This window comes from Streptomyces sp. NPDC048751, from assembly GCF_043198595.1.
Classification (GTDB): Bacteria; Actinomycetota; Actinomycetes; order Streptomycetales; family Streptomycetaceae; genus Streptomyces.
On record NZ_JBICUX010000019.1, the window covers coordinates 86488 to 111257 of the forward strand.

Genomic DNA, 24770 nt, shown 5'->3' on the forward strand with positions numbered 1-24770 from the left:
TTGTAGGCAGGGCTCCATCGCCAACTGAGACATCGTCTTATCTCGACAGCACACCACAATCAGCCAGTCCCTTGCGAACCGCCCTCTGAAGTGCCCGGTGATCCGTCGCCGGGGCCGATCAATCTGAGTGTCGACTCGAAGCCTGGCACGCTTGTCCGAACACAGGAGGTTTCCATGGCCAAGGGCTACTGGGTCAGCGTCTACCGCACCATTTCCGACCCCGAGAAGCTAGCCGCCTACAACAAGCTGGCCGGTCTGGCCGTCCAGGCCGGGGGCGGGCGGGTGCTCGCCCGCGGCGGTCGGGTCGTCGCCCACGACGCCGGAATCGCCGAGCGCACCGTCCTGATCGAGTTCGACACCTTTGAACAGGCGGTCGCGGCACGCGAGAGCGCGGCATACCAGGAGGCGTTGGTCGTCCTTTCCGACACCGTCGAGCGCGACTTCCGCATCGTCGAAGGCGTCGACTGACCGGCGCACTGATGTTCAGGCCGGCCTGGCGGCCCCGCTGGCCTCGTCGGCAGAACTCACGCTCGCCCGAAGCGAACCGCGAACCGGTACACAAGCCTTACCCGTCCGAGGCGAACCCCTCGGACGGGTAGAACAGGTCGCAGACTCAGTCGGTCTCAGTCTGCAGGGACCCGGTAGCCGGCTCTCTCGTTGGACGACGCACGCCGGAAGGCAGGACATCAGGCTGAGCAGGGAGGCCAGGGCTGCACCAGTGCGCACGTTGACGGCGCGTTGGGGCACCTGTGCGCCCGCGGCGACCATGTGGGCGCCGCGCCATCATGCGGGCTGGGTGGTGATGGTGCACAGGCGCTTGGTGGCCCGGGTCAGGGCCACGTACAGGTCCCTCTCCCCGCCGGGGCGGGCCGTGATGATCTCCTCGGGGTTCAGGACGACGACGCCGTCGAACTCGAGGCCACGTGCTTCGGACGCGGGCACGATGCGTGCGTGGTCGGCGATGCCGTGAGCCGTCAACTGGCTCACCCGGGTGTCCGCGCAGATCACTCCCAGGAGTTCGTCCGGCTGCGCGGTGCTCTGGGCGCGCAGTTCCTCCACGACGGCGGTGACCAACCCGTCCCCATGTGTGGTCACGGTGCGCGGGCTCTCACCGCTGCGCAGTGACCGTGTGGGCCGCTGGTCCGGAGCGATCCGCGCGAGCAGGTCCCGGACGCTCTCCAGGATCTCCTGCGTGGTGCGGTAACTGACCGTCAGGTCGTGCAGTCTGAACCGCGTCCCGACATGCGGGCTCAGGGCTTCCTTCCAGTCGCGTGCCGTCGTGGCCGGGCCCGACTGGGCGAAGTCACCCACCAGCGTCATCGCCCTCGCCGGGCAGCGGCGGACGATCATCCGCCACTGCATAGCGGTCAGTTCCTGCGCCTCGTCGACGACGACGTGCCCGTACGTCCGCTCGGGCGGGCCGTCGACCAGGTTTGCCGCCTCGTCCAGCAATGGCACGTCCGCATCGGTCCACGGGGCGTCCGGGGCACGCAGGAGAAGGGACCGCTCCTGCGGGGTCAGGGTCGGCAGGCGCTCGGCCAGGGCGTCGGCATCCGTCAGCAGTGCCTTCACGAGGTCGCCGGGTACCAGCCTCGGCCACAGCGCCTCGACCGCCCGGTCGACACCTGCGTCGTCGAGGAGATCGGCCCCGATGGCGTCCAGGTCCAGTTCGTGGACCGGACCCGGGTCGGCGGCGCCCTCGGCACGGCGCTGGGCGACTCCCGTGAACCGGTCAAGGTTCAGGCCCGTCATCTGCTCGGCATCGGCGTCGATCTGTTCCAGGAGGTCGCCCATGTCCCGTTGCATCGCGTCGGTGACGGCGTCGACCAGGAGTTCCTTGAACGCCTGGCGCGCGGGGTTGTGGCCGGATGTGGCCGCCAGGGCGGCGGCGCGTGCAATGGCGACCTCCTTCTCGGACAGGTGGACCAGTTCCCGCCCGACCCGGACGGTGAAGTCACCGGCGGGGGCCTGGTGCTCTCGCAGCAGGCCGGCCAGGGCGTCGGCGAGGTCCAGGCCGCCCTTGAGGCGCGCCGTGTCGAACGGGTCCACCGCGTCCGGGGACACTCCGGCCAGTTCCTGACAGGTCGCCAGATCGACGTCGTTCTCCCCGAGCGAGGGAAGGACCTGGGAGATGTAGTCGAGGAAACGGGCGTTGGGGCCCACCACGAGGACGCCTTCCTCCGCGGCGCGCGGGAACGCGTACAGGACGTAGGCCGCCCGGTGCAGGGCGACCACCGTCTTGCCGGTGCCGGGCCCGCCCTGCACCACGGTCACCCCGCGGTGGGCGGAGCGGACGATCTCGTCCTGCTCGGCCTGCAGCGTCGCGACGGCCGCGTGCATCCTGCCCGTACGCCGTGCCGACAGAGCCTCGGTCAACGGGCCGTCCCCCACGATGTCCTCGTCGGTCGGAGCGGACCCGTCCAGCAATTCGTCGCTCACCGAGACGACCGTGCGCCCCTCGAGGCGCAGGTGCCGGCGCCGCCGCAGATCCATCGGGTGGACCGGTGTCGCCTCGTAGAAGGGCCGCGCCGCGTTCGCGCGCCAGTCCACGAGCAGCGGCAGGTCATCCTCCTCCGTCTGCAGTCCGATCCGCCCGATGCGCAGGGCCGTGCCGTCCGTCCAGTCGATGCGCCCGAAGACCAGCCCCTTCTCGGCGCCCTCCAGCCGGCCGATCTCCTTGGTCAGACGCTCGGCGGCGATCTCTCTCTCGTATGCCTCGCCGGCGCTGTCCGCCTGGGCCTTCAGCACACTCGCCCGGTTCGCTCGCGCCTCCGAAAGCCGCTCGGTAAGCAGCTCATACAAGGAGGACACGTAACCCTGCTCCGATTCAACCGCACGCACAGCAGAATCATTTATTTTTGACAACAAGGGACTCCTTCGATTCGAGCCGCACCATACGGCCAAAGTTCCCTAAAGGTAAGTCTTGACTTACTTGTTGCACCTATGTCCTTACGGCTGACCGCACTTCGTTTCATGCATTCCTTCGTTTCCCTTGAATGCCGGTGATACTTTCCCGTGCACTGGAAAGGAAGTGAATCCACGGGAAAGGTTCGTGGTCGCGTCACAGACCGGGACGGGGCTGGCCTGCATTCCAAATGCGCACACCGGCGGCCGCCGTGATCCGGTTGTGCGACGCGGCGAGTCGGGTGATGTTCCCGCCGTGTGCGGCCCGGATGCCCGACCTCGACGACTCGACATCACGGTTGAGGCCCCTGGGCCAGTGCACGTCCACGCCGGCACCGGCAAGCGCTCGGGTGGCCTCTCCGAGGAGCTCGGTGACCTCCCCGTCGGCGAGGTCGACGGCGTCCGGCACGGTGGCCGAGAGCAACGGGGCGAGCGCGGGCCAGGCCCGGGCGGCGCGGCGCAGGGCGAGCAGAGCGTCCATCCGCGCGTGCGGGCCGAACGCCGCGCTCGTCGCGCCGGAGTCGCTCCACACCTCGGAGGCGTCCGCGACGAGCGCGGGGTCGTTCAGGCTGTGCACCTGGAGCACGGCCCGGAACGTGACAGCGGTGTCGTCCGCTTCGGCGATGTCGAGGTCGTTCGGCTTCGTGCCGGCCAGGCCCACGGACGGATAGGTACCCATCACCTTGGTCCCGGCCAGGCCCGTGCCGGCCACGTCCTTGCCGGCCAGGCCCGCTCCAGCCGCATCGGTATCGGTCAGGCCCGCGCCAGTCACCTCCGTACCGTCCAGGCTGACACCGGTCACCTCGACCCTGAGGGAGATCCGCACGCCCGCGTCGTGGCCCGCGGCGACGTCGGCGGCCCAGGCGGCTGCTCGGGCAGGTGCTGCGGCTCCTGCGCCGCGTAGGCCGGCCCGCCCGTCATGAGGGACGCGGCGGGGGAGCGCGGCAGGGCGTCGGCCACCGCGTCGAGGAAGGCCCGCAGCAAGAACTCCGGGTCGGGCAGTCGCAGCGGCTCGGGGGCGTCCACGGGTACGGCGTGTGCCTCGGGCGGCATCGCGGCGGCGAGGTCGCGGACGCGCTCGATGTCGTCCGTGCCCAGCGGGCCCACCCGCCAGGCGTCATGGTCACTCGCCGGCACCCCCGGCAGCAGCAGCCCGCGCGCCACGAAGTGCAGGGCCAGTACGGCGGCCGTGCCCCAGAACGCGGTGGCCCGGTGCCCGTGTGTGTCGGCACGCGCGCGCGTGAGGACGGGCAGGGCCGCGCGCACCGGCGGTAGCAGGGCGGGGACGCTCACCGCCTCGACGCCGTCGTCGCCGGGCAGGGCGACGACCAGTTCCTCGACGGATCCCGTCACGAGGGGCGGGGGAGCGCCGCCGTCAGGGCACCAGAAGGCGACGCTGCCGGTACCGGCCGGATCGCCGGGCACGAACGCGGCGCAGCAACGGGCCAGTTCGGAGATCTCGGACGGTGTTGCCTCGGAAACCCGCTCCGTGGTGATGAGCCCGCTCCTCAAATTTGACTACTCGGTCGAAGTCGCCGAGGTTACAGCACCTTGGCCGCCTACCGCGCTTGACCCTCTTGTGATGCGAGTCACTCTCATCGGTAGGCTGGGGCTCACTCAGGGACAGGTAAGGGGTGCGTATCAGGGGCGTCTCAGGGTCGCGGTTCGGAACTGCGGAAAGTGCGGGCCCGTTTTCAGGACAGAGAGCGGCAGTGGCCGCGAAGGAGGCGACGCACATGTCGAAGAACGCGAAGATCGCCGCAGGGGGAGTGGCGGTCGGGCTCCTACTGTTGATCTGGTTGCCCTGGTGGGCCGCGCTCCTGATAGTCCTGGGAGTTCCGGCGGCCGCCTATCTCACCCTGGACCCCTCGCAGAGGCGCAGGCTGCGGCGGGTGACGCGCAAGGAACTCGGCCGCTGAGGCACCGCCGTCCCGGCGGGAACCACCGCTCAGCGTGCCCGAGCCGGCCAAGGCCACCGTCCGCGGGCCCACCGCCTGTACGGCCCGCGGACGGCATGGCGCGCACCCCACCGCGCCGACCCCGAAAATCCCTTTGCGTCCAGACCCGAAAATCCCTTTGCGTCCAGAGGTGACCGCACACCACCATGGCCCGCATGACGTATGGAAAGGAGGCCCAGCGACTCCACGGTGAGCGCTGATGGCCCGACACGAGGCGTCCCCGACGCCGTCCCGACAGCCCCAGACCCAGCCGGCGCCCCTGACGCCCGCCTGGCTGAGGGCACACTTCGATCCCCTGCCGTACCCGGCACGCATGAGCGCCCTGGCGCGCTACGCGCGCACCCTCACCCCGCACGCCTACACAACCCTGCACCACGCACTCGACACCGGTGACTCGGACGACCGGCACACCGCCTTGTTCCTTGCGGTGACGCGGCGCGACCTGCGACGGGTGACAGCGGTCCTCGACGACCCGGTGCTCGGCCGCCGCGCACGCTCGGCGGCCATCCGGCTGCCCGTCCCGGAACAGGCACTGGAACGCCTGGCGCTGAGCGACATCAGGGCGACGCGCCGCGACACCTACCGACTCCTCAGGCTGAGCCGCCGGCACGCGCTGGCCGCAAGGCTCCTGCCCCTCGTCCGCGAACGCCACGGCGCCCGGGAAGCGGCCGCGCTCCTGCCCGCCTGTCCCTCCGACACCGTGGCCGCCTGGCTGCCCCGCGTCGAGCCGACGCCCGGCACACTCAACGCCCTGGCCCGCTCTGCACCGCGCGCGCTGGCCGCACATCTCGCAGCCGCCCACGAAACGTGCCCGCGACCGGACGCGTACGGATTCGTCCGCCGCAACCGCGCCGTGGCGTCCGTCGCCGCACGCCGGGACCCCGACGCGGCGCTCGTCCTGCTGGAACGGGCCCCCGACCTGCTCACCCCGGGCGGAGTTCTCGCGGCGCTCCACCGACCCGCCGAAGCACTGGCCGTCCTGCGCACTCCTCACCCCGACCCGGACCCCGACACGTACCCCCGAGAACGCCGGGTCCCCGCCGGACCGTTGCCGCCGGCACTGCGGCAAGTGCTGCGGGGCCTGCCCGAGCCGGACCTCGTGGACCTCGCACGGCACTGCTCCGCCGCGGGGAGCTTGGCGCGCGGTGCGGGCCGCCACGAAGTGACCCCCGACGGGCTGCTGAGCCTCCTCCCGCCCGCCGCCCGGCGACGCGTCGTCGAGAAGAACACGACCGGCCGCGGGCGGCTGCGCGGAACACCGGTCTCCGTCCTGACCGCACTCGAACCGTCCGACCGGGCGGCCCTGATCCTTCCCTGGCTGGAGGCGCACCGAGGCAGTCCGTGGTCCACGGCTCGACTGGCCTCGGCGCTTTCCCTCGCCCAGGGCGAACCTCTGCTGAGGCGGCTCGCCGACGAGCGCCGCGTGCACCTGCGCGCCCTGGCCTGGCCCGCCCTGCTGGTCTGCGCCGAACTCGAAGGCGACCCGGACGGGTTCGCCCGGATCGCCGCCGACTGCGAGCGGGCCTGGCACGACCGGGACGAAGTGCGCGGCGCGACACTCCGACAGCTCGCCGGCACGGCTCCCCGCCTGCTCGCCGCTCTGCCCGGGAGCGTGCTGCGCGACGCCGTCCGCACCGCGATCCAGTCACGCGACTCGACGACCGGCACGCTCGGCGCCACCGAACTGCTCCTGCGCCGCGTCGTCGAGCGAGCCGCCGCGACCGGCGACCGCGAACGCGCGGCGTACGCCGTCGGACTGCTCGGCGAAATCGTCACCGCCCCGCGGCACGCACCAACGCCGACCGCCCTGAACGTCGACGAGGCGACGGCTCGCGCCATCTGGGAGGCGACGGCCGCGGCGGCACTGCGCCGACCAGAGGTGACCACGGCACTCGCTGAACTCCTCGGCCCTCATCTGACCGCGCTGCCGGACCTCGACGCCGAGGCGCGGCGCGTCGCCGTCGAGCACGACGACCCGCGTCTCGCGGCCCGTGCCGCCGCGGCCTGGGTACGACCGGCGAGGCTGCGTGAACAGCGCTGCGCCGAACTGATCGCCCTGGACCCCACCTTCGCCACGGTGACCGTCGTCCTCGGGACCGTCACCACCCGGCGGACCGACCTGCTCGATCCCCTCCTCGACGCCGCCCGCGACGCCTTCAGAGGCCGTCTGCACCCCCGAGCGACCCCCTGGACGCCGAAGGTCCGCCCAGCGGTGACCGGCCGCTGGCTCCCGCGTCAGCGGGCCGCATGGGGTGAACACCACGCGCGCGTGGCCATGGACGAGGAGTCCTCGCTGCACATCCGTACCGACGCGGCACAGCTCGTGAGAGACCTGGTGCGTCTCGAGGAGCTGGTACGGGAGGCACCGCAGCCCGTGGCGGCGGCGGCCCTCACGGCTCTCGGTGAGGCCGCGGCGCGGCAGGAGGGGGTATCGGGGGCCGTACCGGGCCGAGCGGCCGTACGCGACCTGCTGCTGAGGCACGCGGGCACCGGCGGCGTCCGTGGTCGTGCCGCCATGGCGGCGATCCGCCGACTGTTGGAACGACTGCCCGACGGCGACGCCGTGCCGCTCCTGGCCCCGGTGGCGTCCGCCCCCGACGCACCGGTGGGCACGCGCAAGGAGGCCGCCCGCGCGCTGGCCGCCCTCCCGGGCGAGGACGCATTCGAGGCACTCCTCGCCGCCTGGGACGCACCACGTCAACATCCTGATGTGCGGGCCGTGCTGGCCCCCGCGCTCCTCGCCGCGATGGACAGGCCCGGGGTGGCGGGGCGTCTCCAGCAGTTCGTGCACGAGGCCGCCGTGCGCCAAGCGGTGATGCACGCGCGCGTGCACCCCGTGTCCGACCCCCGTCGGAAGCCCGGCAGGGACTTCCTCGCGCGGCTCGTGAAGGAGGGCGACGAGGACACCGTCGTCGCCGCGTGCCAGGCCCTCCCGGCCTGGCTGGTGCCCGACGCGAGCGACGCGATCAGCGCACTCGTCGGCGCCGTGGTGGCTCAGGCGAGTCCCCGCGAGGTATGGGAGACAGCGGCGCGTCAGCTGGCCCGTCTCCCGGCGGGGCCGGTCGTCGAGGCAGCCGTACGGGGCGCCTTCACGGCCTTGGGCGAGCGCGCCCGCGCGGGTGACCCGGAGGTGCGGGCCGACGCGCTGCGGCGACTGCACGGGTGCGCGCAGGCCGTGCACCCGGGCGGGAGGGCGCTGCACCTCCTGGACGTGCTGGCCGACACCCTCGACGACGCCGGACTGCACGCCGACGCCGCGCACCTCAGCTGGGACCTGGCCATGGACTCCGTACGCCGTGGACGGCACGAGGAGCACCGATGGGAGAGGCTCGTGCGACTCTGCGAGACGGGGCCCGGGCGCCTGCCGGGGCCGCTCCACGTGTCCATGGACCTCGACCGACCAGGCGTGCCTGCCGCCGCACTCGCCTCGGCGCGAACCCTGCGGGCCCGCGGAACCGCGGTGTCGGGTCTGCTCGCGCTCGCCCTCGTGCGAGCCGGAGGCCAGGCGTCGGCCTGGGACGAGCCGTGGCGGGCCGAGCTGATGGCCCTGCGCGACCACACCGCCCCGGACACCGCCATGGGGGCGCTGCTCCTCGACGTGGACAGGCAACGCTGATCGGGGCTGCACGGGATCCGAGGACGTGCTGGGCCCGGGCTTCGCGCCCAGGCCCAGCACGTACACGCGGGCAGATCGGCGGTCGGCGGCGACCTCAGCTGGGGCGTACGGCCATTTTGTCGAGCGCCTCCAACAGACCCGGCAGCTCCGGGCCACGGCCGACCGGCAGCACTTCGCCCGGCTCCTCGTCGAGCAGGACGAACGCGATGTCGTCGGTGCGGGCCACGAGCGACCAGCCGGGCCCGTCCGCACGCAGGGTGCGCGCGTCACCCGACGCGAAGGCCGACCGGACGCGTCCCAGGGGCGGCGGCGTGTCCACGTAGGCCCGCGCCTCCGCGAGGACGCGCCGGACGCCGCTGTGGCCCTTCGGCGCGCCCTTCGCGCCCTCCTCGGTCTCCGCCAGGCCGTCGGAGGTCGCCGACGGCTCCTTCGGGGCCGCGAAGTCGGCGTCGTCGATCTGCTCCCGCCACGTCGCCCACTGCAGCGCGATCTCGTCCGCGCCCAGGCGTCGCTGCGCCGGACCCCAGGTGGTCGCGTCGGGCGGGGTCAACGCAGGACCCTCTGCGGCCTCCGCGTCGGGGTCGTGCGGCGCGGGAACGCCGGGGGCCGCGACGGCGACCGCCAGCGGCCAGCCCGGCAGGCCGGCGACGACCGAACGCTCGTCGGGCGAGAGGTCGTACTCCATGCCGCAGTCCCAGGACGCGATGGCGACGGCCACCAGCGACACGTCGTCGACGACGACCGTCCACCGCGCGCCGTCCCCGTCCTGGCCCAGCACCAGGCCGTAACCGTCGGCAAGCGGTGGGAGCCCGAGCGCTGCGCAGGCCTCCGGGTAGTCGTCGCCCAGCACACTCGGGAACTTCGCCGGCGTCAGTAGCACCGCCGTGAGCACATAGAGCGCATCGTCCTCGGCGGCGACGGCGTCCTCGTCCGTCCCGGCCATCCCAGCCTCCCCTTGGATTGGTCCAACGGCGCGCACCCTAGTGCGACCAGAAGGCGCTTGTCACGACTCCGCAGCACACCCGGAGCTGCAGGTTTCCACCTGGACGGGGCGAATCGACCACCGACCCTCCGGTTGATCAGGCGGCGGGCAGGCCGAGAAGCGCACGGGCGACGGCTCGCGGCGACTCGTCGCGTTCCCGCGCGAGCGCGATCACCGCGCGGCACGCCAGCTCGTTGACCCCGAAGGACAGCGCCTCCGGCGACACCCAGCCCGCGGCCTCGTCCATCCGTTCCTGGTCGTCCTCCGCGCAGGCCGAGACGTACGCGGACGCGGCCTCGAAGAGGTTGGGAGTGCGGCCCTTCTCGGTGCGCCGCTCCTCACCGGTGCCCGCCCCTGCCCGCCCGGTCTCCTCCGCCCGCGTGCCGTTGAACACTCGGGCACAGGCCTTGCGAACCCTGTCGAACACGACGACCACCTTCCCCTGTGCGGTTGTCTCGCTGATCACTCAAATACTGCCACTCAACGTAGAGTTGAAGCTTCGGCGGCAGAAGGGGGAGGGCGCGGTGCAGCGCTTCGATCGGCTCGCGCAGATCACCGCAGTCAAGACATCAGCAACGACGAGATGCGCTACGTCCTGTCGACGTTCGTCGTGATGCCCAAACGGTGGATCGACGCCTATGGCTGGCGCAGGATGTCGCGCCAGGAGATCGTCGCCTCGGGTGCCGTGACCAGGGCGCCGCTGCGCCGAGCCGTCCGGCTGCTGCCGCCACGCCGCGCGCCCCACCACGCGGGGCAGAACCGGGAGATCAAGGGGTACCCGGACGGCTACCGGCTGGAGGAGCTCGGCACCCGCCCGGTGCCCCGCGTCCGGGGCTGCCCCGTGCGGCACGTGGGCGAGTCAGCCGCCCAGTGAGGCGAGCGTGTCCCGCAGCCAGGTGAGTTCGGCCCGGGACGTGGCGCGGGCGATGGTGAGGACGCCGCGCCGGAAGGGGTCGTCCAACTCCTCGGCGCGCAGCGGCCGGTCGCCCTCGTAGAAGAAGCTCGCCGGTTCCTCCAGGAAGGCCAGCCTGCGCCGCAGTACGGCCGACTGGGCGGCGGGGTCCTCCAGGTGCCGGAGGAAGGCGAGCACCGTGAACCAGCGGTTCTCGTCGGAGATGTCGCGCTGTACGGGGTCGGCGAGTCGGCGGCGCAGCTCACGTCTGCCGTCCTCGGTGAGCGTCAGCGTGTGACGTGGGGCGGCCACGGCGCCGGGCTCTGTCGCGCGAGCCAGGAGGCCCCCCTTCTCCAGCCGCTTGATCGCGGGGTACAGCGTGCTTTCGGCGACAGGACGTACGTGCCCTGTCAGTGCCGTGATCCGTTTGCGCAACTCGTAGCCGTGCAGCGGGGCGTCGTACAGGAATCCGAGGATGGCGAGCTCCAGCATGTACGCATTCTCTCCCATACAGCTGTACATCGCTTGCGTGATACTTCGGTTCCTGCATACATCGGTTTCGATGTATCTTCATTTGTGTGCCGTGCACGGCGGCGAGGCCACGAGGGAGGACGCGATGAAGCAGGCCGAGTTCGACGACAAGGGGAGCCACATCCGCTGGACGGAGGTGCCGGGAGCCGAACCCGCGCGTGTGTACGTCCACGGGCTGGGGGCGGCGTCCGGCGTGTACCACGCGCACATCGCGGCACGCCCCGAACTCGCGGGCCGACGCAGCCTGTTCGTCGACCTTCCCGGGCACGGCATCAGTGACCGGCCCGCCCACTACGGGTACACGCTGGAGGACCACGCCGACGCCCTGGCGGTCGCCCTCGACGCGGCGGGCGTGGCGGGTGCCGAGCTGATCGCGCACAGCATGGGCGGCTCCGTGGCCGTCGTGCTCGCCCACCGCCGACCCGATCTGGTCTCCCGGCTGGTCCTCACCGAGGCCAACCTCGACGCCTTCCCGCCGCCGACCGCGGGGAGCAGCGGCATCGCCTCGTACGAGGAGGAGGAGTTCGTCGCGGGCGGGCACACGCGCGTGCTGGAAAAGGTCGGCCCCGTGTGGGCGGCCACCATGCGCCTCGCCGACCCTCGCGCCCTGCACCGAAGCGCCGTCGGCCTGAGGCGGGGATCGGACCCGATCATGCGCGAGATCCTCGAAGAGCTGGCCGTCGAGCGCGTCTACCTCCAGGGCGGGCTGAGCGGGGAACTCGCCGGCAGACAGGCCCTGGAGGCGGCCGGCGTGCGCGTGGTGACCGTGCCGGGCGCGGGCCACAATGTCATGTTCGACGATCCCGACGCCTTCGCGGCGGCGGTGGCCGGACAGGTGTGAGGGGCGGTCACGCCTCCCGTACGGCCAGGGCCAGGAACCGCGCGTCCTCGTCGACGTACGACGTCATCCGCCACCCGGAGCCGGCCAGCAGCGGGCGCAGGCGGGCCTCCGCGCGCAGGTCGTCCGGTGTGATCCGGCGGCCCTGGCGTGCCGCGAGCGCCGCCCTGCCGATCGGGTGGAAGAGCGCCAGCGCGCCGCCGGGCCGCACCACACGCGCCAACTCCCGGAGATTCTCCGCCGGGCGGGGCAGGTGCGCGATGAGCCCCGCGCCGAACACCGCGTCGAGCGATCGAGCCCGCAGCGGCAGCGCGGCCACGTCGGCGAGCACCAGGTGCCCGTCCCGGCCCCGTCCGGCCCGTACGGCTGCTTCCAGCATGGCCGCGGTCAGATCGGCCCCGACGACCACTCCCGAGGGCCCCACGGCCGCCCGCAGCGGTGGCAGCGCGCGCCCTGTGCCGCAGCCCGCGTCGAGCACGCGGTCGCCCTCGTGCAGGGCCAGCTCGGCGACCGCGGCCTCGTAGGCGGGGCCGTCGTCGGGGAAACGGCTGTCCCAGTCGGCGGCCCGGGCGGTGAAGAACTCCTGGACGTGCGTGTGGTCGTCGCTCATGTGCCGCATGATCCCTCACCGGCACGGATGATGTCCCTGCGCGCATGTTCGAGCGGGACGCGATCGTTCCGGCGCATTTCCGCGTCACATTCCAGCACCTTTCGAAACGCGCCCCCTACGTGCTCCCATGCCCCCTAGCGTCCCTGGGCCATGGGACACCTGGACCACGCCACCTTCGGCTGGCTGACCCCCGTGCTGTCGTACGCGATGGCCTGCACCGGCGCCGCGCTCGGACTGCGCTGCACCGTCCGCGCGCTCGGCGCCACCGGCAGGGCGCGCCGCAACTGGCTCGTCACCGCCGCCTCCGCCATCGGCACCGGCATCTGGACCATGCACTTCGTGGCGATGCTCGGCTTCGGCGTCAGCGGCACGGACATCCGCTACGACGTACCGCTGACCGTGGTCAGCCTCCTCGTCGCCATGATCGTCGTCTGCGCCGGGGTCTTCGCCGTCGGCTACGGCCGCGACCGCACGCGCGCGCTGCTCCTGGGCGGGCTCACCACCGGGCTCGGGGTCGCGAGCATGCACTACCTCGGCATGGCCGCGGTAAGGCTGCACGGTGACGTGACCTACGACCCGGTGCTCGTCGGAGCGTCCGTCCTGATCGCCGTGGTCGCCGCGACCGCGGCCCTGTGGGCGGCACTCAACATCAGGTCGCCCCTCGCGGTCACGCTCGCCTCCCTCGTCATGGGGGCTGCGGTGAGCAGCATGCACTACACCGCGATGTTCGCGGTGCACGTGCGTGTCACGCCCTCCGGCCAGGTACTGCCCGGGGCCACGGCGATGCAGTTCATCTTCCCCCTCGCCGTCGGCCTCGGGTCCTACCTCTTCCTGACCTCCGCCTTCGTCGCGCTGTCGCCCACGACCGGGGAACGCGAGGCGTCCGCCTCCGCCCAGCGACCGGTAGAGCGCGTCGCCGGGTAGTGGCCGGGCGCGGACCACGACGGAACCGCACCGCAGGCGCCGACCCACACGGCCCGCACCGCACGCCCGAACCACTCCGAGCGAGGAGGCCATGCGTACATCCCGTAGGACCCCCACAGCAGGCGCCGAGGCACCGACCCCCGTTCGCGGCCGCCGTGCGCACGCCGGACCGCCCGCGGACGAAGGGCTGGACGAGCACATGGACACCGTGACGCACGACGCGCCCCCACGCGCGGGGCGATGGCGGATACGCCCGCGCACCGTCCGGGCCAAGATCGTCTGCCTGCTGATGGTGCCGGTCGTCTCCCTCCTCGCCCTGTGGGCGTACGCCACCGTCAGCACCGCCCAGGACGTCGCCCGCCTGCGCCAGCTGCAGCGTGTGGACTCCCAGGTCCGGGCCCCCGTCGCCGCCGCGGTCGCCGCGCTCCAGGCCGAGCGGGCCGCCGCTGTCGAACACGCGACCGCTCCCACCGCCGGCCGGGGTGACGCGTACAAGGAGCTTTCCGAGCGCACCGACCAGGCGGTCGCGAAGCTGCGCCTCGGCGACGACAGCACCGTCGCCGACAGCCAGGAACTGCCCGCCGGAGTCGCCCAGCGCCTCGATGCGTTCGTCACCGGCGCCGAGGAACTGCGCTCCCTGCGCGGCGCGGTGCTCGACGGCAGCGCCAACTGGGACGAGACGTACGGGCGGTACACGAAGAGCATCTCCGCGGCCTTCGCGGTGGGCGGTGCGCTCTCCGGCATCCAGGACGCCGAACTGGGCTCCGACGCGCGTGTGCTGCTCGAGTTCTCCCGCGCGGGTGAGGCTCTCGCCCAGGAGGATGTCGCGCTCTCCAGCGCGCGGCTCACCGGCCGCCTCGACGGCGCACGACTGCGGCTGTTCACCGGCGCCGTCGACACCCGGCGCGTGCTCACCGAGTCCGCCGTCGCGGACCTGCGCGGCCCCGAACGCGCCGCCTGGCAGAACCTCGCCGACGACGGCGTCTACGCCGCACTGGAAGCCGCCGAGGACAAGGTGCTCGCGGGCAGGCCGGGAGCACACGCGATCGCCGCGGTGCCCGAGGCAGGCTGGGACAAGGCGCACACGCGTGTACAGGACGGCATGCGAACCATCGAGGAGGACGCCGGACACGGTGTCGCCCGCCGGGCCGACCCCTTCGGCCGCGGCCTGCTCACCGCGGCCGGCGCCGCCGTCCTGTTCGGTCTCACCGCCGTCGCCGCGTCGCTCGTCATCTCGGTACGCATCGGACGCGCCCTCGTCGTCGAACTGATCAGTCTGCGCAACAGCGCCCTGGAGATCGCCCGGCGCAAGCTCCCCGAGGCGATGCGGAAACTGCGTGCCGGCGAGGAGATCGACGTCCGGGCCGAGGCACCGCCCGGACCGCCCGCCGAGGACGAGACAGGACAGGTCGCCGAGGCGCTCGGCACCGTGCACCGCGCCGCGCTGCGCGCCGCCGTGGAGCGCGCCGAACTCGCCAGCGGCATCTCCGGGGTCTTCGTCAACCTCGCCCGGCGCAGCCAGGTCCTCGTCCACCGCCAGTTGAGCCTCCTCGACAGCATGGAGCGCCGCTCCGAGGACCCTGACGAACTCAGCGACCTCTTCCGCCTCGACCACCTCACGACCCGCATGCGGCGCCACGCCGAGAGCCTGATCATCCTGTCCGGCGCGGCGCCCGGCCGGGCCTGGCGCATGCCGGTCTCCCTGACCAACGTGGTCCGCGCGGCGGTGTCCGAGATCGAGGACTATGCACGCGTGGAGGTACGACAACTCCCTGAGGCCGCCGTCATCGGCGCCGCTGTCGCCGACCTCACCCACCTCCTGGCCGAGGTCGTCGAGAACGCCGCCCAGTTCTCGCCGCCGCACACACGGGTGCGCATCACCGGTGAGCCCGTCGGCAACGGTTATGCCGTCGAGGTCGAGGACCGGGGCCTCGGCATGGGCCAGGAGACCCTCGCCGACGCCAACCGTCGCATCGAACAGTCCGAGGCACTCGACCTGTTCGACAGCGACCGGCTCGGCCTGTTCGTGGTCAGCAGGCTCGCGGCACGGCACGGCATCAAGGTCCACCTGCGGACCTCGCCCTACGGCGGCACCACCGCAGTCGTCCTGTTGCCCACCGCGCTGCTGCACAGCGGCGCGACGCGACCCACGCCCCGCCGGGCGGCCGACGCGGAACACGAGTACGCGCGCGTGCCCGACTCCGTTGCGCACCAGGAGGCCATGTCCGCCACCGCCGACCGGCCCGCCCTGGTCGCCCCCGTCCGGGCCGTCGCGCCGACCGCGGCCGAAACCCCACCCCCCGGAGTCACCACCTTGCGCCTGCACCGCCCGCCGGACGACTCCGAAGGATCCGACGACCTACCGCGCCGGGTGCGGCAGGCCAGCCTCGCGCCCCAACTCCGCGAGCCGCGCCCCGCGGAGCCGGCACCCGCGCCGATTGGGGCGCACGACGACCGGCGCACCCCAGAAGTCGTACGGGACCGCATGGCGGCCTACCGCGACGGCTGGGCGCGCGGAGGAGGCAGGCAACCGGGCCGCGGAGCCACACCGGATTCCGCGCCGGACAGCGACAGCAGTGAAGGAGAACCCGCATGATCCAGGACCCGAGCATGAGAGCGGCCGCGGGGGTCCCCCCGCTCGAGCGAAGCCGAGAGTGGGGGAGGTCCGGCGAACTCGACTGGTTGCTGGACGACCTGGTGATGCGCGTGAGCGAGGTACGTCACGCCGTGGTGCTGTCCAACGACGGCCTCGCCGTGGGCGCCTCGACCGACCTCAGGCGTGAGGACGCCGAACACCTGGCCGCGGTCGCCTCCGGCTTCCACAGCCTCGCCAAGGGCGCGGGACGGCACTTCGGCGCAGGCGGTGTGCGCCAGACCATGGTCGAGATGGACGACGGCTTCCTGTTCGTGGCCGCCGCGGGCGACGGCTCCTGCCTCGCCCTCCTCACCGCCGTGACCGCCGACATAGGCCTGGTGGCGTACGAGATGGCACGGCTGGTCAAACGGGTCGGTGAGCACCTCTACACGCCGCCGCGCGTCGGTGCGCGGCCACCCGCCGCAGGATGACCTGGGAGGGCTGTCCGCACCGATGACCGAGGACATGACGAACGCTCCGCGCGAGCCGGGCAGCCAGTGGTACGACAACGAGGCCGGCCCCCTGGTCCGCCCGTACGCCATGACGGGCGGCCGCACGAAGCCCGGGCCGACCGGGGTGCGCTTCGACCTGATCGCCCTCGTCACCCTGGACCCGGCCGCACCCGCCGTCGACGACGACCTCGCGCTCGGCCCGGAACACCGGGCCCTGATCGACCTGTGCCGCACCGAGACGCAGTCCGTCGCCGAACTCGCCGCGGGCGCCGACCTTCCCGTGGGCGTCGTGCGGGTGCTCATCGGCGACCTCCTGGAACTCGGCCGCGTCACTGTGAGCCGCCCGGTTCCCCCCGCCCAACTCCCCGACGAACGGATCCTGCGCGAGGTGATCGAGGGACTGCGGGCCCTCTGATCGAGGGACGCGGGCCCTCCGGACGAATCTCGCGCACCTGTTGCCGGCACTCCCGAGAGAAGTGATCGATGATCTCCGAGTACTCCGACGCCACGGCCGACGACACGGCCCCACTGGCGTTGAAGATCCTGGTCGCCGGCGGGTTCGGCGTGGGCAAGACCACCCTGGTGGGCGCGGTCAGCGAGATCAGACCACTGCGGACCGAGGAACTGCTGAGTCAGGCCGGTCAGTTGGTCGACGACACCGACGGCGTGGACCAGAAGGTCACCACGACCGTGGCCATGGACTTCGGGCGCATCACCATCCGTGCCGGCCTCTCGCTCTACCTGTTCGGCACGCCCGGGCAGGACCGTTTCTGGTTCCTGTGGGACGAACTGTCCCAGGGGGCCCTCGGCGCCGTGGTCCTCGCGGACACGCGGCGCCTGGAGGACTGTTTCCCGGCCGTGGACTACTTCGAGCACCGGCGTATCCCGTTCGTGGTCGCCGTCAACTGCTTCGCGGGCGCCCGGACGTACGGCTCCCAGGAGGTCTGCCGAGCTCTCGACCTCGACCGGGGAACCCCCGTCGTGCTCTGCGACGCCCGCGACCGCGACTCGGGGAAGGAGGTGCTGATCCGCCTCGTCGAGTACGCCGGCCGCGTGCACACCGCCCGGCTGCTCGACTCGGTCGGCTGACCGTCCGGCCAACCGCTCAGTCGGCGACCGCCTTCTGCGCCAGCACCTTGTCGATCCTCACGCGCACCAGCAACTCGCCCGGAACGCCGTTGCGCGCGCCGAACTCCTCGGCGCGTTCCTCACCCATGTACCGCGCGCCGATCCGGGCGGCCCAATGCCTTATGTCGTCCAGGTCCTCCGAAATGCGGGCGCGGCCCTGCAGGACCACGAAGTCGAACGGCGGCCGGTCGTCGTCCACACACAGGGCGACCCGGCCGTCCCGGGCCAGATTGCGCCCCTTCACCGTCTCCTTCCCGGTGTTGAACACCACGTCGTCCCCGTCGATCAGGAACCAGATCGGGGCCACGTGCGGACTCCCGTCGGCCCGCACGGTGGACAGCTTCGCGGTGCGGGTGCCGTCCGACACGAACGCCCGCCATTCCTCATCGGTCATCTTCTGTGCCATGTCCCCATTCTCCTTGCCCGGCGGTTGGTCGTTGGGGAAGGCTGGCGGAGAAATCCTCCGGCCAGGGGGAGACGTCACACGGGGAGATTTTCGGATCATGGCGCAGAACCAGGGACTCGGCTGGTTGCTGGACGACCTGACCGAACGGGTCGAACACGTACGACACGCACTGGTCCTGTCCAACGACGGGCTGGTGACGGGGGCGAGCACGGGACTCAGGCGCGAGGACGCGGAACACCTCGCCGCCGTCTCGTCCGGACTGCACAGCCTCGCCAAGGGCTCGGGACGGCACTTCGGGGCCGGCAGGGTCCGCCAGACGATGGTGGAGTTCGACGACGCGGTGCTCTTCGTCACGGCCGCGGGCACGGGCAGTTGTCTGTGTGTGCTCAGCGGCGCCGAGGCCGACATCGGCCAGATCGGCTACGAGATGACGCTGCTCGTCAACCGGGTCGGCGAGCACCTCGCCGTGGACGCCCGGCAGCCCGAACGGACTCCGACAGTGGACATGTGACCTGCGGTTTCGCCGTCCCCGTGGAGTTATCCACAGGCTCGCCACGAAAAGCGCCGTATTGGCTACGGTTTTTTCACGGCGAACGCACTCGGCGTGAGCCACCCACTCCACGGGGGAGACCTACCATGTCCGGCGACACGCTCACCACACCGCACGACCTGTCCCACACACCCAGCCGCACGGCACGGGAACTGGGACTTAAACGCAGCGAGTTCGACCTCGCGGTGCACCTCGGACGCATCCGGACCGTGCCCGACGAAGGAGGCGGCGGGCGCCGTCGCGTCACCCAGGCCGAGATCGAGCGGCTGCGCTCGGCAGACGGCTTTCCCGAAGCGCTCCGCGAGAGCGTCAGGGCCGTGGGCACCACGGAGGGCGCGGCCATCCTGGAGGTGACGCCCGCACGGTTCACCCGCCTGGCACGGCTCGGCCTCGTGGTCCCGGTCAAGTTCTATCTGAATCGCTATCGCGCCGTCGTCTGGCTCTATCTCGCCGAGGAACTCCAGCAGTTCGCCGAGGGCCAGGGCAACGACCAGCTGCTGAGCGGCCGCACCCCCGAGAGGCTGCGGGACCAGCTGGCGGCGGGTCTGGACCTGCGGCCCCGGACCTGGCGAGGGCGGTACCTGGGATTCCTGCTGCGGCAGACCGACGACCCCTGGGAGTTCGCCGGGGCCGTGGCGGCCCTGCTCGACCCCGTGCAGATCGCGGAGATCGTCCACGACCCCTACGAGCGCGCGTATCTGAACCGGTTCCGGCCAGGGCCGCCCGCCCACGGCACTCCCGGCTCACCCGCCGCGCACCTCGTCGAGAGGATCACGACGGCGGACGACCCGGACGAGATCAGCTGGCTGCGGTCCGACCTGGAACAGGCCCTGGACCAGGCACGCGCGTACCGGCCTGCCCCACGCCCCGGCCCCAGGCCCACCCCACCGACCAAGTCGGACCCGCCACCCCAGCCGATGGCCACGACGGAACCGAACCAGTTCGAGGAGCCGCGGCGCCCACGCGGCCTGCTGGGCTGGCTACGCCGCAGAAGCTCCTGAACGCCCTCGCGCGCTGAGCCTCAGTGCGCTAAAGAGCCCGGAACAGCCCCTCCTGGACGACCGACACCAACAGGCGTCCCTCAAGGTCGTAGATCCGCCCACGCGCCAGCCCCCGACCGCCGGTGGCGATCGGCGACTCCTGGTCGTACAGGAACCACTCGTCCGCGCGGAACGGCCGGTGGAACCACATCGCGTGGTCCAGTGACGCCATGTCGAAGTTGCGCGGCCCCCACAGCGGCTCGACCGGGAGGCGTACGGCGTCCAGGAGCGTCATGTCGCTGGCGTAGGTCAACGCGCACGTGTGCACCAGCGGGTCGTCGCCGAGCGGCCCGACCGCGCGCATCCACACGGCACTGCGCGGCTCGGCGTCCTTGACGTCCTCGGCACTCCAGCGCAACCGGTCCACATAGCGGATGTCGAAGGGCTGACGGCGCGCCATCCGCTCCAACTGCTCGGGCAGAGCACCCAGATGCCGCCGGACCTCTTCCGTGACCGTCGGCAGGGACTCCGGATCAGGTACCTCGCGGGCCGGCGGCAGCTGGTGCTCGAAGGATCCTTCCTCAGGCTTGTGAAAGGAGGCGGTGAGATTGAAGATCGTGCGGCCCTGCTGCACGGCGGTGACCCGGCGGGTCGTGAACGACCGGCCGTCGCGGACCCGCTCGACCTGGTACACGATCGGCACCCCAGGCCGGCCGGGGCGCAGGAAGTACGCGTGCAGCGAGTGCACCGGACGCTCGCCGTCCGTGGTGCGGCCCGCGGCGACCAGCGCCTGGCCGGCCACCTGGCCGCCGAAGACCCGCTGCAGGGACTCCTGCGGGCTGCGGCCACGGAAGATGTTGACCTCGATCTGCTCCAGGTCGAGCAGGTCGACCAGCCTCTCCGCAGGATTCGTCATGACTGGGCTTCTCCTTGATTCACAGCTGGCCGACATCGGTGACACGGACGACGGCACGGCCCTCCGCGTCGGAGGCGGTGAGGTCGACCTCGGCGCTGATGCCCCAGTCGTGATCGTCGTTCGGGTCGTCGAAGATCTGCCGGACCCGCCACAGGCGGTTCTGCGGCTCCTCCTCGATCACCAACAGCTTGGGGCCGCGCGCGTCGGGGCCGGTGCCCAGGTCGTCGTACTCGTCCCAGTACTTGTCCATCGCCTCGCCCCAGGCATCGGCGTCCCAGCCCGACTCGGCGTCCATCTCGCCCAGTTCCCCGACCTGGTCGAGGGCGGCGAGCTCCACGCGGCGGAACATGGCGTTGCGGACGAGGACGCGGAAGGCGCGCGAGTTGCTCGTGACCGGCTTGACCTGGTCGGCCTTCTCCTGCGCCTCCTCGGCGGTCATCTCCTCCGGGTTGGCGAGCTGCTCCCACTCGTCCAGCAGGCTGGAGTCGACCTGGCGCACCATCTCGCCCAGCCACTCGATCAGATCCTGGAGGTCCTCGGACTTGAGGTCGTCCGGCACGGTGTGGTCGAGGGCTTTGTAGGCGCTCGCGAGGTAACGCAGCACGATGCCCTCGGTGCGCGCCAGCTCGTAGTGGGACACCAACTCCGTGAACGACATCGCCCGTTCGTACATGTCACGGATGACGGACTTCGGCGACAGCGGGTGGTCGCCGACCCAGGGGTGACTCTTGCGGTACGTGTTGTACGCGTGGAAGAGCAGCTCCTCCAGGGGCTTGGGGTAGGTGACGTCCTGGAGGCGCTCCATACGCTCTTCGTACTCGACGCCGTCCGCCTTCATCGCGGCCACGGCCTCACCGCGCGCCTTGTTCTGCTGGGCGGCGAGGATCTGCCGGGGGTCGTCCAGCGTGGACTCCACGACCGACACCATGTCCAGCGCGTACGACGGCGACTCCGGGTCCAGCAGCTCGAAAGCGGCCAGCGCGAAGGTGGACAGTGGCTGGTTCAGCGCGAAGTCCTGCTGAAGATCCACGGTGAGGCGGACGATACGGCCCTCCGCGTCCGGCTCGTCGAGCTTCTCGACGATGCCGCCGTCCAGCAGCGAGCGGTAGATCGCGATCGCGCGACGGATGTGCCGCAGCTGCTGCTTGCGGGGCTCGTGGTTGTCCTCCAGGAGGTGCCGCATCGCCTCGAAGGCGTTGCCCGGTCGTGCGATCACCGACAACAGCATCGTGTGCGTCACCCGGAACCTGGAGGTCAGCGGCTCCGGTTCGGAGGTGATGAGCTTGTCGAAGGTGCTGTCCGACCAGGCGACGAAGCCCTCAGGCGCCTTCTTGCGGACGACCTTGCGACGCTTCTTCGGATCGTCGCCCGCCTTCGCGAGCGCCTTCTCGTTCTCGATGACGTGCTCGGGAGCCTGCGCGACGACGAAGCCCGCCGTGTCGAAGCCCGCCCGCCCGGCCCGCCCGGCGATCTGGTGGAACTCACGCGCCCGCAGCGTGCGCACACGGTTGCCGTCGTACTTGGTCAGGGCCGTGAACAAGACCGTACGGATGGGAACGTTGACACCGACGCCGAGCGTGTCCGTACCGCAGATGACCTTCAGCAGACCGGCCTGCGCCAGCTTCTCCACCAGACGCCGGTACTTCGGCAGCATGCCGGCGTGATGGACACCGATGCCGTGCCGTACGTAACGGGACAGGTTGCGGCCGAACTTGGTGGTGAAGCGGAAGTTGCCGATCAGCTCGGCGATCTGCTCCTTCTCCTCCTTCGAGCACATGTTGATGCTCATCAGCGCCTGCGCCCGTTCCACGGCCTGCGCCTGCGTGAAGTGCACGATGTAGACGGGGGCCTGCTTGGTCTGCAGCAGTTCCGTCAGCGTTTCCGTGAGCGGGGTGCGCTGGTACTCGTACGACAGCGGGACAGGACGGGTCGCCGAGCGGACCACCGACGTCGGGCGGCCGGTGCGCCGGGTGAGGTCCTTCTCGAACATCGACACGTCGCCGAGCGTGGCCGACATGAGGATGAACTGCGCCTGCGGCAGTTCCAGGATCGGAATCTGCCAGGCCCAGCCGCGGTCCGCCTCCGCGTAGAAGTGGAACTCGTCCATGACGACCTGGCCGACGTCCGCGTCCCGGCCGTCGCGCAGCGCGATGGAGGCCAGAACCTCGGCCGTGCAGCAGATGACGGGTGCGTCGGCGTTGACGGACGCGTCGCCGGTCAGCATGCCGACGTTCTCCGTGCCGAAGATCTTGCACAGTTCGAAGAACTTCTCCGACACCAGCGCCTTGATGGGAGCCGTGTAGAAGGTGACCTCGTCACGGGCCAGCGCGGCGAAGTGCGCACCCGCCGCGATCATGCTCTTGCCGGAGCCGGTGGGGGTCGACACGATCACGTTCGCGCCGGAGACCACCTCGATCAGCGCCTCCTCCTGGTGGGGGTAGAGCGTGAGACCCCGCTCCTGCGCCCACGACTCGAAGGCTTCGTAGAGGGCGTCGGGGTCGGCGGTCGGCGGGAGCTGATCGATGAGGGTCACGCACCCATCTTGCCTGCCCACCCCCTCGATGGGGGAATCGGCTGCCGGCCCGAAGATCACGACCGCTACGCTGTGTCGCCGACGGAGCGTCATCGCACCCGGTCAACTGGACAGCGGCGCACGAGGAATGGGACGGGCAACGGTCATGATGGGACCAGCACACTCACTGTCGGGCGCCGCGGCCTGGCTCGGAGTCGGGGCGGCGGCCGCCGCGGCCGGACACACGATGCCCTGGCCGGTCCTGCTGTGCGGTGCGCTGATCTGTGCCGGCGCGGCACTCGCTCCGGACCTCGACCACAAGGCCGCCACGATCTCCCGCTCCTTCGGCCCCCTCTCCCGGTGGCTGTGCGAGATCGTCGACAAGCTGTCCTACGCCGTCTACAAGGCCACCAAGAAGCAGGGCGACCCGCGCCGCTCCGGCGGCCACCGCACCCTCACTCACACCTGGCTGTGGGCGGTCCTGATCGGCGCCGGCTCCTCGGCCCTGGCGATCACCGGTGGCCGGTGGGCGGTGCTGGCGATCCTCTTCGTGCACATGGTGCTGGCCATCGAGGGTCTGCTGTGGCGGGCGGCCCGTGGTTCCAGCAGCGACGTCCTGGTGTGGCTGCTGGCCGCGACCAGTGCCTGGATCCTCGCCGGAGTGCTGGACAAGCCGGGCAACGGCTCGGACTGGCTGTTCACGGCACCGGGCCAGGAGTACCTGTGGCTGGGACTGCCGATCGTCCTGGGCGCCCTGGTGCACGACATCGGGGACGCGCTGACCGTGTCCGGCTGCCCGATCCTGTGGCCGATCCCCCTGGGCCGCAAGCGCTGGTACCCGATCGGTCCGCCGAAGGCGATGCGGTTCCGGGCCGGCAGCTGGGTCGAGCTGAAGGTCCTGATGCCGGTGTTCATGCTGCTCGGGGGAGTGGGCGGCGCGGCCGCGCTCAACTTCATCTGAGGGGCGCCGGTGACCGCGTCGGCGGCTCAGGTGGTGGGGGCCCCGCCCTCGCCGTAGCGCCGCTCGAAGCGGGCGATGCGACCCTCCGTGTCCACCGTGCGGGCCTTGCCCGTGTAGAAGGGGTGGCTCTCCGAGGAGATCTCCACGTCCACGACCGGGTAGGTCTCGCCGTCGTCCCATTCGATGGTCTGGTCGCTGCTCGCGGTGGACCGGGTCAGGAAGGCGTATCCGGCCGCGCGGTCACGGAAGACGACGGGGTGGTAGCCGGGGTGCTTGTCCTGCTGCATGAGCGCTCCTCGTGCGGTGGGGGCAGGGGCGGCGACGGGCCCGGGAAGCAGGGATCAGCCGGAGAGGGCGTCCCCGTCGACGATGTGCACCGCGGCCTCCTCGGCGGAGGCGGCGGCGCCGTCGATGCCGACGTCGGTGGCGACCAGCGCAGCCTCGTCGTCCTCGTGCACGCCCTCGTCGGGAGCCACGAGTCGACCGGAGCGGGCGGCGCCGACCTCGTTGTCCAGCGCTTCGCCGTCGGTGCCGTCGACATCGCCGATGCCGTCCCCGTCGGGGGCGGTGAGGTCCGGAAGCTCCTCGGCGAGCCGCTGGTCGAGGGTCTCGCCCTGTCGGCGCTCCGACGCCGTCACACCGGAGTGCTCCACGGCCCAGGGCCGCTCCGGAGGGGACCAGCCGCGGTCCAGCGGGTCGTCGACACCGTCGTTGTCAAGCGTGTCCTCGGCGTCCAGCAGCCCCGCGTCGTCCTGAACCTCGGAGGCGTCGGGCTGGTACACGTCGTCTCCCCATCCGTCGGCGCTGTTCACGGGTACCTCCAGGGGGTGGGGACGGGCCCGTACCGGCCGCGGTCTGCGCCGGACCGCGACTGCACGGGACACCGGCTGCGCGCGACGCGAACCGAGACATTCCGGGACGCTTCCCGAGCGGGTGCCGCTTCCCAGCGTTCCACTCCGGATCGGGACCGCGCAA

Annotated in this window: 23 protein-coding genes and 1 pseudogene; 13 read left to right on the forward strand and 11 right to left on the reverse strand. The window is 71.6% G+C overall.

Annotation, left to right across the window (positions count from 1 at the left end; genetic code table 11):
* Positions 1-174: 174 nt before the first annotated feature.
* Positions 175-468, forward strand: a complete 294-nt coding sequence (locus ACGFNV_RS40570) for a DUF1330 domain-containing protein (protein ID WP_393629890.1) — start codon at positions 175-177, stop codon at positions 466-468.
* A gap of 315 nt (positions 469-783) precedes the next feature.
* Here the strand turns inward: ACGFNV_RS40570 and ACGFNV_RS40575 are convergent, their stop codons facing one another.
* Together ACGFNV_RS40575 and ACGFNV_RS40580 are read right to left on the reverse strand one after the other, a co-directional pair.
* Positions 784-2811 carry a HelD family protein gene (locus ACGFNV_RS40575; protein ID WP_393629892.1) on the reverse strand — a complete coding sequence of 676 codons (2028 nt, stop codon included), beginning with the start codon at positions 2809-2811 and terminating at the stop codon, positions 784-786.
* 388 nt (positions 2812-3199) lie between these two features.
* Positions 3200-4401 (reverse strand): annotated as a pseudogene (locus tag ACGFNV_RS40580) (ATP-dependent helicase); the annotation flags it as partial.
* 239 nt (positions 4402-4640) lie between these two features.
* Between ACGFNV_RS40580 and ACGFNV_RS40585 the strand changes: the two are divergent.
* Both ACGFNV_RS40585 and ACGFNV_RS40590 read left to right on the forward strand, forming a co-directional pair.
* Positions 4641-4823 (forward strand): hypothetical protein, encoded by a 183-nt coding sequence (locus ACGFNV_RS40585; protein WP_020137233.1) that lies wholly within the window; start codon positions 4641-4643, stop codon positions 4821-4823.
* Positions 4824-5175: 352 nt separating this feature from the next.
* Positions 5176-8478, forward strand: a complete 3303-nt coding sequence (locus ACGFNV_RS40590) for a hypothetical protein (RefSeq protein ID WP_393629894.1) — start codon at positions 5176-5178, stop codon at positions 8476-8478.
* 94 nt (positions 8479-8572) lie between these two features.
* Here ACGFNV_RS40590 and ACGFNV_RS40595 read toward each other — a convergent pair whose 3' ends face one another.
* Both ACGFNV_RS40595 and ACGFNV_RS40600 read right to left on the reverse strand, forming a co-directional pair.
* A complete protein-coding gene (locus ACGFNV_RS40595; protein WP_393629895.1) occupies positions 8573-9421 on the reverse strand; it encodes a hypothetical protein in 849 nt (282 codons plus the stop codon).
* Positions 9422-9557: 136 nt separating this feature from the next.
* Complete coding sequence (locus ACGFNV_RS40600; RefSeq protein WP_393629897.1) at positions 9558-9887, reverse strand: hypothetical protein; 330 nt, start codon at positions 9885-9887, stop codon at positions 9558-9560.
* Between the two features lie 156 nt (positions 9888-10043).
* On the opposite strand from ACGFNV_RS40600, the gene ACGFNV_RS40605 reads away from it, so the two are divergent.
* Entirely contained in the window at positions 10044-10334 is a 291-nt protein-coding gene (locus tag ACGFNV_RS40605; RefSeq protein WP_393629899.1) for a hypothetical protein, read from the forward strand.
* Here ACGFNV_RS40605 and ACGFNV_RS40610 read toward each other — a convergent pair.
* Positions 10320-10844, reverse strand: a complete 525-nt coding sequence (locus ACGFNV_RS40610) for a PadR family transcriptional regulator (RefSeq protein WP_393629900.1) — start codon at positions 10842-10844, stop codon at positions 10320-10322. The two genes, ACGFNV_RS40605 and ACGFNV_RS40610, sit on opposite strands and share 15 nt — an antisense overlap.
* A 124-nt stretch (positions 10845-10968) precedes the next feature.
* Here ACGFNV_RS40610 and ACGFNV_RS40615 point away from each other — a divergent pair, with 124 nt between their 5' ends.
* On the forward strand, positions 10969-11724 hold the full coding sequence (locus ACGFNV_RS40615; RefSeq protein ID WP_393629901.1) for an alpha/beta fold hydrolase: 756 nt from the start codon (positions 10969-10971) through the stop codon (positions 11722-11724).
* A 7-nt stretch (positions 11725-11731) separates the two neighbouring features.
* On the opposite strand, the gene ACGFNV_RS40620 is transcribed toward ACGFNV_RS40615, so the two are convergent.
* The gene (locus ACGFNV_RS40620) at positions 11732-12331 is read right to left on the reverse strand and encodes a class I SAM-dependent methyltransferase (protein WP_393629903.1); all 600 of its coding nucleotides are present in this window, start codon (positions 12329-12331) and stop codon (positions 11732-11734) included.
* Positions 12332-12481: 150 nt separating this feature from the next.
* Here ACGFNV_RS40620 and ACGFNV_RS40625 point away from each other — a divergent pair, with 150 nt between their 5' ends.
* The 5 genes from ACGFNV_RS40625 (at position 12482) to ACGFNV_RS40645 (ending at position 17431) form a co-directional block, all read left to right on the forward strand.
* On the forward strand, positions 12482-13255 hold the full coding sequence (locus tag ACGFNV_RS40625; protein WP_393629905.1) for an MHYT domain-containing protein: 774 nt from the start codon (positions 12482-12484) through the stop codon (positions 13253-13255).
* A 91-nt stretch (positions 13256-13346) separates the two neighbouring features.
* Positions 13347-15851 (forward strand): nitrate- and nitrite sensing domain-containing protein, encoded by a 2505-nt coding sequence (locus tag ACGFNV_RS40630; RefSeq protein WP_393629907.1) that lies wholly within the window; start codon positions 13347-13349, stop codon positions 15849-15851.
* Positions 15848-16321: a roadblock/LC7 domain-containing protein gene (locus tag ACGFNV_RS40635; RefSeq protein ID WP_393629909.1), complete on the forward strand. Its 474-nt coding sequence runs from the start codon at positions 15848-15850 to the stop codon at positions 16319-16321. The genes ACGFNV_RS40630 and ACGFNV_RS40635 overlap by 4 nt, the downstream gene beginning before the upstream one ends.
* Positions 16322-16343: 22 nt before the next feature.
* Positions 16344-16757 carry a DUF742 domain-containing protein gene (locus ACGFNV_RS40640; RefSeq protein WP_393629910.1) on the forward strand — a complete coding sequence of 138 codons (414 nt, stop codon included), beginning with the start codon at positions 16344-16346 and terminating at the stop codon, positions 16755-16757.
* A gap of 68 nt (positions 16758-16825) precedes the next feature.
* Positions 16826-17431 (forward strand): ATP/GTP-binding protein, encoded by a 606-nt coding sequence (locus ACGFNV_RS40645; RefSeq protein WP_393629912.1) that lies wholly within the window; start codon positions 16826-16828, stop codon positions 17429-17431.
* Between the two features lie 16 nt (positions 17432-17447).
* On the opposite strand, the gene ACGFNV_RS40650 is transcribed toward ACGFNV_RS40645, so the two are convergent.
* Entirely contained in the window at positions 17448-17876 is a 429-nt protein-coding gene (locus ACGFNV_RS40650) for a PPOX class F420-dependent oxidoreductase (RefSeq protein ID WP_393629913.1), read from the reverse strand.
* Between the two features lie 97 nt (positions 17877-17973).
* On the opposite strand from ACGFNV_RS40650, the gene ACGFNV_RS40655 reads away from it, so the two are divergent.
* Together ACGFNV_RS40655 and ACGFNV_RS40660 are read left to right on the forward strand one after the other, a co-directional pair.
* Entirely contained in the window at positions 17974-18387 is a 414-nt protein-coding gene (locus ACGFNV_RS40655; RefSeq protein ID WP_133932453.1) for a roadblock/LC7 domain-containing protein, read from the forward strand.
* Positions 18388-18512: 125 nt separating this feature from the next.
* The gene (locus tag ACGFNV_RS40660; RefSeq protein ID WP_393629914.1) at positions 18513-19427 is read left to right on the forward strand and encodes a DUF6397 family protein; all 915 of its coding nucleotides are present in this window, start codon (positions 18513-18515) and stop codon (positions 19425-19427) included.
* Between the two features lie 28 nt (positions 19428-19455).
* Here the strand turns inward: ACGFNV_RS40660 and ACGFNV_RS40665 are convergent, their stop codons facing one another.
* Positions 19456-20322: an acyl-CoA thioesterase II gene (locus ACGFNV_RS40665; RefSeq protein WP_133932451.1), complete on the reverse strand. Its 867-nt coding sequence runs from the start codon at positions 20320-20322 to the stop codon at positions 19456-19458.
* Positions 20323-20341: 19 nt separating this feature from the next.
* A complete protein-coding gene (locus ACGFNV_RS40670) occupies positions 20342-22855 on the reverse strand; it encodes a DEAD/DEAH box helicase (RefSeq protein WP_393629916.1) in 2514 nt (837 codons plus the stop codon).
* A gap of 145 nt (positions 22856-23000) precedes the next feature.
* On the opposite strand from ACGFNV_RS40670, the gene ACGFNV_RS40675 reads away from it, so the two are divergent.
* Positions 23001-23795 (forward strand): metal-dependent hydrolase, encoded by a 795-nt coding sequence (locus tag ACGFNV_RS40675; protein ID WP_393629918.1) that lies wholly within the window; start codon positions 23001-23003, stop codon positions 23793-23795.
* 26 nt (positions 23796-23821) lie between these two features.
* Here ACGFNV_RS40675 and ACGFNV_RS40680 read toward each other — a convergent pair whose 3' ends face one another.
* Both ACGFNV_RS40680 and ACGFNV_RS40685 read right to left on the reverse strand, forming a co-directional pair.
* A complete protein-coding gene (locus tag ACGFNV_RS40680) occupies positions 23822-24082 on the reverse strand; it encodes a type B 50S ribosomal protein L31 (protein ID WP_393629920.1) in 261 nt (86 codons plus the stop codon).
* Between the two features lie 54 nt (positions 24083-24136).
* On the reverse strand, positions 24137-24607 hold the full coding sequence (locus ACGFNV_RS40685; RefSeq protein WP_393629921.1) for a DUF5709 domain-containing protein: 471 nt from the start codon (positions 24605-24607) through the stop codon (positions 24137-24139).
* Positions 24608-24770: the final 163 nt, after the last annotated feature.